The following is a 6,809-nucleotide window of genomic DNA, read 5'->3' on the forward strand; positions in this document are numbered from 1 at the left end:
AATAACGGCCTCCAGCTCGTCGATCCCCACGCGCCGCCGCTGAGGTCAGCTGAGTCGTCTCGGTCATCCCCGGTGGGCGTCGGCATGAGCTCGACAGTAACCCGTGCGCAACCCCGTGGGAACTTTGTGGTCCCGGCAGCCGACAATCTGGATGTGGAGTGCAAGGTATGCCGGACCGCGCTATCGGCCCGGATCGATGGCGAACGCGAAACCGTGCCTGCGGCGCGCGTCGACGAACACCTGGAACAGTGCGCGCAGTGCTGTTCCTGGTACGCGGCTGCCGTGGAAACCGCGCGTCTGCTGCGCACCGCTTCGTCGTACGCACCCGACCTCACCGACGCCATCTTCGCCGCCGCCGATCTCGAACGCCCGCGCGAATTGATGTGGCGCACATCACTTTCCTGGCTCGGCCGCGCCGAGTGGACCAGGCTGTTACTCGGCCTCCTCGGGGTCGCGCAATGCGCGCTGGCGATCGGTCAGTTCGCCGGATTCGACTTCGGCATGACCCAGCACCACGGCGCCGAGATGACCCGGCATCTGATGAACGAGTCGACCGCGTGGAGCCTGGCGATCGGCATCGGATTCGGCTATTGCGCGCTGCGACCGCACGCCACCTCGGGTGTGCTGCCGGTGCTCGGTGTGCTGGTGACGACGCTCACGGCCTTTGTCATCGGTGATCTGTATTCGGGGGTCGTGCCGATCTCCCGGGTGCTCTCGCACGGCATTCTGGTCGCCGCGCTGGTGCTGGTCGTGGTGGTGCATCGCACCCGCCGACCGGAAACCTCGCCACCGACCCGAACGAGCAATCCGGCGCTCACCGAACTCGTCCTGCCGCCCGGTGCCCGATTCGGCCGCCGCACCGGCCAACTCCGCCTGACCCGAAATCCGGCCGCCTGAGACCGAACGGAATCGAATGAATACAGCATTGCGTAGCGATCCGATGCGGGCTGGCGCTCGTGTGGAACCCGCGACAACCCGGATTTCGCTCGCGGTATCCGGAATGACCTGTGCCGCTTGCGCGAACCGAGTGGAACGCAAGCTCAATAAGATCAACGGCGTACTCGCTTCGGTGAACTATGCGACCGGCATCGCTACCGTCGAGGCGGCCGAGGATATTTCGGCTGACCAGCTCTGCGCCGAGGTGGTCGCGGCCGGGTACGGCGCGGAGCCGATCACCGATCGCACCGGACCCGTATCCGCCGCCCCCGAAGAAGCGGCGGTCCGGGATCTGTTCCGGCGCTTGGTCGTCGCGCTACTGCTGTTCTTTCCGCTCGCCGATCTGTCGGTGATGTTCGCGATGGTCCCGGCCACCCGAATCACCGGCTGGCAGGTGATCCTGACCGTGCTGGCACTGCCGGTGGTGGTGTGGGCGGCCGCGCCAATGCATCGAAAGGCCTTGGCGGGTGCGAAGAATTTCACCGCGAGCATGGACACGCTGGTATCCGTCGGTGTGACCACCGCGACACTATGGTCGCTGGACACCATGTTCCTGCACGCGGACCGGACCGAAACCCCGGGCGGCGTATGGGACGCGTTCTGGTCCGGTGATTCGATCTATCTCGAAGCCGCCGCGGGTGTCACCACCTTCGTACTCGCCGGACGGTATTTCGAGGCAAAGGCCAAGCGTACGGCGGGCAGTGCGCTGCGTGCGCTTGCCGCGCTGGGAGCCCGCGAGGTCACGGTGCTCACCCGCGACAATCGCGAAATGCGGGTCCCCATCGGCGAGCTCGTCGAGGGGCAGCGGTTCGTGGTACGTCCCGGCGAGACCATCGCCACCGACGGCCTCGTGGTTTCCGGTGCTTCGAGTGTGGATGCCAGCGCCATGACCGGCGAATCCGTTCCGGTCGAGGTGACCGAGGGGATGGCGGTCATCGGCGGCACCACCGCACTCACCGGGCGACTGATCGTGGAAGCGGCCGCGGTGGGCGCGGATACGAAGCTCTCCGGCATGATCCGATTGGTCGAGCAGGCGCAGACCGGGAAGGCGCGCATGCAACGCGTGGCCGACCGGGTCTCCTCGGTCTTCGTACCGTTCGTCTTCGCCGTGGCAGCAGGCAGTTTCGCGACCTGGTGGCTCCTCGGTTTCGGCGTGGACCGCGCCGCATCGGCCGCCCTTGCGGTGCTCGTGGTCGCCTGCCCGTGCGCGCTGGGCCTGGCGATTCCGACGGCGCTGATGGTGACCTCCGGGCGCGGTGCGCAGCTGGGGATCTTCATCAAGGGGCATCAGGCGCTCGAAGCCACCCGCGATGTGGACACGGTGGTGCTGGACAAGACCGGGACCGTCACCAATGGCGTGATGAGCGTCGTCGGGGTGACCGTGCCGGATCCGCTGACCGAGGACGAGGTGTTGCGACTGGCGGGTGCGGTGGAGGCGGCCTCCGAACATGCCGTGGCCGCGGCCATCACTCGACATGCCAAGACCGTCCTCGACGATCTGCCGGAGGTCGAATCCTTCACGGCACTACCGGGTTTGGGTGCGCGCGGTGTGGTGGCAGGTCGCGAGGTGCTGGTCGGACGACTGCGCCTGCTGCACGATCGCGGTATCGGCGTACCGCAAACACTGAGTCGTGCTGTACGCCAAGGGGAACGCGTGGGGCACACCGCGGTGCTGGTGGTAGTGGATGGTGCGGCCTGCGCGGTGATCACGGTCGCCGATACCGTGAAGGACACCGCTGCCGATGCCATTGCCCGGCTGCACGCGCTCGGCCTGCGCGTCATGATGTTCACCGGCGACAATGCCTATGCCGCACAGTCGGTCGCGGATGAGATCGGGATCGATACGGTTGTCGCCGAACTGCTTCCGGAGGGCAAGGTCGAGTTGATCGCCCGCATGCAGGAGCAGGGCCGTCGCATTGTCATGGTCGGCGATGGGATCAATGACGGCGCCGCGCTGGCCACCGCCGACCTCGGGATGGCGATCGGAGCGGGTACCGATGTCGCGATCGCGGCGGCCGATGTCATCCTGGTCCGCGACGATCTCGCGGCCGTCGCCGACGCCATCGAACTCGCGCACGCCACCCTGCGCACCATCAAGGGCAATCTGGCGTGGGCCTTCGGTTATAACGTGGTCGCCATTCCGGTGGCCGTACTCGGCCTGCTGAATCCGTTGATCGCCGGTGCCGCCATGGCGTTCTCCTCGTTCTTCGTGGTCTCGAACAGCCTGCGGCTGCGGCGGGTTCGGTTCGGGCGCTAAGTCAGCGGCGCGACTGCGCCAGCTTCTCCAGCATGGCGTTATAGGCGGCGAGTTCGGAGTCACCGTATTCATCGTCCTTGCGGTCGGTGCGCACCGCGGTGCGCCGATCCTGGGCCACCCACTGGGTCAGCAGCGCACCGACCACCAGCAGGACCGGAATTTCGCCGGAGACCCAGGCAATACCGCCGCCGACCCGCTGATCGGCCATCAGGTCCATATACCAGGGCAACTGGAGTTGTTCATAGAAGCGTTCGCCGATGATCGAATTCATCGACATCACCGCGACGCCGAAGAAGGCGTGAAACGGCATGATGGCGAACAACATACCGAGCCGACCGAGATGCGGCAGGCGGCGCGGACCCGGATCGATACCGATAATGGCCCAGTAGAACAGATAGCCGATGATCAGGAAGTGCACGTTCATCAAGACGTGCCCCCAGTGATAGCGGATCAGGTTCTGGAACAGTGGCGTGAAGTACAGGCCGTAGAGCGAGACCACGAAGGCCGTGATCGCGGTGCCGGGATGGGCCAGCAGCGCGGTCGGGCGGGAATGCAGGATCCACAGCACCCATTCGCGTATACCGGGAACCGCGTCCTTGGGTGCGGCCGGGACGGCGCGCATCAGCAGGGTCACCGGCGCGCCGAGTACCAGCAGCACCGGTACGAACATATTGAGCGCCATATGCGTGATCATGTGCATGCTGAACATGGCATAGCCGTACGCGCCGATGCCCGATGACGTCGAAATCAGCAGGGCCACGCAGCCGCTCGTCCAGGACAGCGTGCGCCACGGCGACCAGATGTCACCGCGCCGCCGCAGCCGCAGCACCCCGGCGGCATACAGTGCGATACCGGCGAGAGCGGCGGTGCCGAGGACGATATCGAAGCGCCACATGGTGATCAGCCGCCAGAAGTGGGCCTTCCCTGGCAGATCGAAACCGAGGAAAATCTCTTGCGCGGTGAACGAGCGATCGGCGAAGGCCGGGGCCGGCTGGACAGCCATCGACACCAGTGCGGCGGTCACCACAACCGACAGCGCGCCGGTTCCGGAGATCAGCCAACCCGTGCTCGAATCATGCCCGGCGGCAATCCTTCTCAGCATGATCCCCATAGCGGCGGCCGCCACGACGACCATCAGAGCGAGCCGACCGTAGCCGCTGCGCAACAGCGCCGACCACGGCAACAGGATGGCCCCGAGCACCAATCCGCTGAGCGTCGCCGCGGCGAGACACAACAGCCCGATGCGCGCGTATCGCCGAACCGCGGTCGCGACCTGGGAACCGTTGCGCCGCACCTGCGCCGCCACACACCACGCCAGCCCCGGCAGCACCGAGACCGCAAGTTGGAAAATGATCATCGCGCCGGTGCCGAAGTCGTGATTCGGCCCCTCCCCCGCATTGCCGACCATGGCGGGCGGCAGCACCGCGAGCAGCGCCAGCACTGTCGGCACAACAAGTCCGGTCCATGCCAAGGTCAGGCGGGTCACCAGCGCGACGACACCGGCCAGCACCGCGACCACGATCCACGCCTTCGGCCGCTCGCTCGCATCGATCAGCGCGCCGATCGCACCCCGCTCCAGCGCGGCACTCATCGAGAGCCCGCCCGTATTCGCCGCACTCACCGGAATCAGGACCAGTGCCGCCACGAGCCACACGAGACTCATCCGCTCCGCCACCCGGACACCGGCAAATCCGTCTGCATCGACGCGACCGCGCGCGGTGACGACAGTGCAGCACAGTGCGTAGATCAACGCGCCAAGGGTCATCGCGCCCGCCAGCGCGGCGACCACGCGCAGCGCGACATACAGCAGGACATCGACGAACCCGGGATAGGCGATACCCGCCGACCGATAGGGCATCGCACCGGCCGCGAGCACCGAGATGAGCACGAGCACGCCGGCGGCGAGCGCGGCGATCAGCCACACCAGGTGGTCGGATGAGCGCTTGACCTGCACGTTTTACACCAATCCTCGAAACGGAAGCGCCGCGGCGGGCAATGGATGTGCCAGCCCTCGCATACAGGTCGGCCGCGGCCCGATGCCAGTTCCCGGGCCGCTGCTGGTGCGACGCACCTCACATGGCGGTCCTGGTCGGACAGCGACGGGGTACACGGTGCCGAAACTATCGGAACGCGCACCGCAACCGACGCAGTGGAAGCGCACCCCATGGCGAAGAACCAGTGGATGGCGCTACGGCGCGCGTGACCGGCGCACATCCCACCGTGGACGCAGTCGAACTCTTACCGTGGACGCGGACACGACAGCGGCGATGGCGCAAAGCGCCCATGTCGCAGATCGAACAGGCGCATAATCCGGACAAGGCTGCTCTCGGCGATCGGAAGGGTGGCGACAGCCGTGGCTGTGACTCAACTCGAAGCGGTTCGGCCCTATCCGCAGCGGACGGGCCCAAAAGGCTCCTATATCTGGAAGATGATCACGACCACCGACCCCAAGGTGCTCGGGGTCATGTACGTGACTACCGCGATGGCGTTCTTCTTCATCGGTGGTCTGCTGGCATTGCTGATGCGCGCGGAACTGGCGCGACCCGGTCTGCAGTTCCTGTCGACCGAACAGTTCAATCAGCTGTTCACCATGCACGGCACGATCATGTTGCTGTTCTATGCGACGCCGATTGTGTTCGGCTTCGCAAACGCGGTGTTACCGCTACAGATCGGGTCGCCGGATGTCGCGTTCCCCCGGCTCAACGCGTTGAGCTATTGGATGTATCTGTTCGGCGCATCGATCGCGACGGCAGGATTCGTCACCCCCGGCGGCCCGGCCGACTACGGATGGACGGCCTACTCGCCGCTGACCAGTATCCAGCACTCACCCGGCGCGGGTGCTGATCTGTGGATCATGGGGTTGGTGCTCAGCGGTGTCAGTACCATCCTCGGCGCCGTCAATATGTCCACGACGGTGGTTTGCCTGCGCGCCCCTGGCCTGACGATGTTCCGGATGCCGATTTTCACCTGGAATATCTTCGTCACCAGTGTGCTTGTGCTGCTTGTCTTTCCGATTCTGGCGGCGGGACTGATGGGGCTGGAGGTCGACCGGCACCTTGGCGGGCATATCTACAATCCGGCCACCGGCGGAACATTGCTGTGGCAACACTTGTTCTGGTTCTTCGGGCATCCCGAGGTGTACGTCGTCGCGTTGCCGTTCTTCGGCATCGTCTCGGAGATCTTCCCGGTTTTCTCGCGCAAGCCGATCTTCGGTTACACCACGCTGGTCTACGCGACCCTCGGCATCGCGGCGCTGTCGATGGCGGTGTGGGCGCACCACATGTTCGCCACCGGTGCCGTGTTGCTGCCGTTCTTCTCGTTCATGACCTTCCTGATCGCGGTGCCGACGGGTGTGAAGTTCTTCAACTGGATCGGCACCATGTGGCGCGGTCAGCTGACCTTCGAATCACCGATGCTGTTCTCCATCGGCTTCCTCGTCACCTTCCTGTTCGGTGGTCTGTCCGGTGTCATCCTGGCCAGCCCGCCGCTGGATTTCCATGTCACCGACACCTATTTCGTGGTCGCGCACTTCCACTACGTGCTCTTCGGCACCATCGTGTTCGCGACGTTCGCGGGTATCTATTTCTGGTTCCCGAAGATGACCGGCCGCATGCTG

At 65.5% G+C, this 6,809-nt stretch carries 4 protein-coding genes; 3 read left to right on the top strand and 1 reads right to left on the bottom strand.

Annotated elements, in window-relative coordinates; translation table 11 throughout:
- Window positions 1-84: 84 nt before the first annotated feature.
- Window positions 85-897, top strand: coding sequence for a zf-HC2 domain-containing protein (locus AB0L63_RS31255; protein WP_364508283.1), 813 nt, complete (start codon window positions 85-87; stop codon window positions 895-897).
- 43 nt (window positions 898-940) lie between these two features.
- Window positions 941-3,193 (top strand): heavy metal translocating P-type ATPase, encoded by a 2,253-nt coding sequence (locus tag AB0L63_RS31260; RefSeq protein ID WP_364508298.1) that lies wholly within the window; start codon window positions 941-943, stop codon window positions 3,191-3,193.
- A gap of 1 nt (window position 3,194) precedes the next feature.
- Here the strand turns inward: AB0L63_RS31260 and AB0L63_RS31265 are convergent, their stop codons facing one another.
- Entirely contained in the window at window positions 3,195-5,147 is a 1,953-nt protein-coding gene (locus tag AB0L63_RS31265; protein ID WP_364508286.1) for a cytochrome c oxidase assembly protein, read from the bottom strand.
- Between the two features lie 387 nt (window positions 5,148-5,534).
- Here AB0L63_RS31265 and AB0L63_RS31270 point away from each other — a divergent pair.
- The coding region (locus AB0L63_RS31270) for a cbb3-type cytochrome c oxidase subunit I (RefSeq protein WP_364508289.1) at window positions 5,535-6,809 on the top strand (1,275 nt) is incomplete at its 3' end.

Origin of the sequence: Nocardia sp. NPDC051990, assembly GCF_040680755.1 — a bacterium.
GTDB lineage: Bacteria > Actinomycetota > Actinomycetes > Mycobacteriales > Mycobacteriaceae > Nocardia.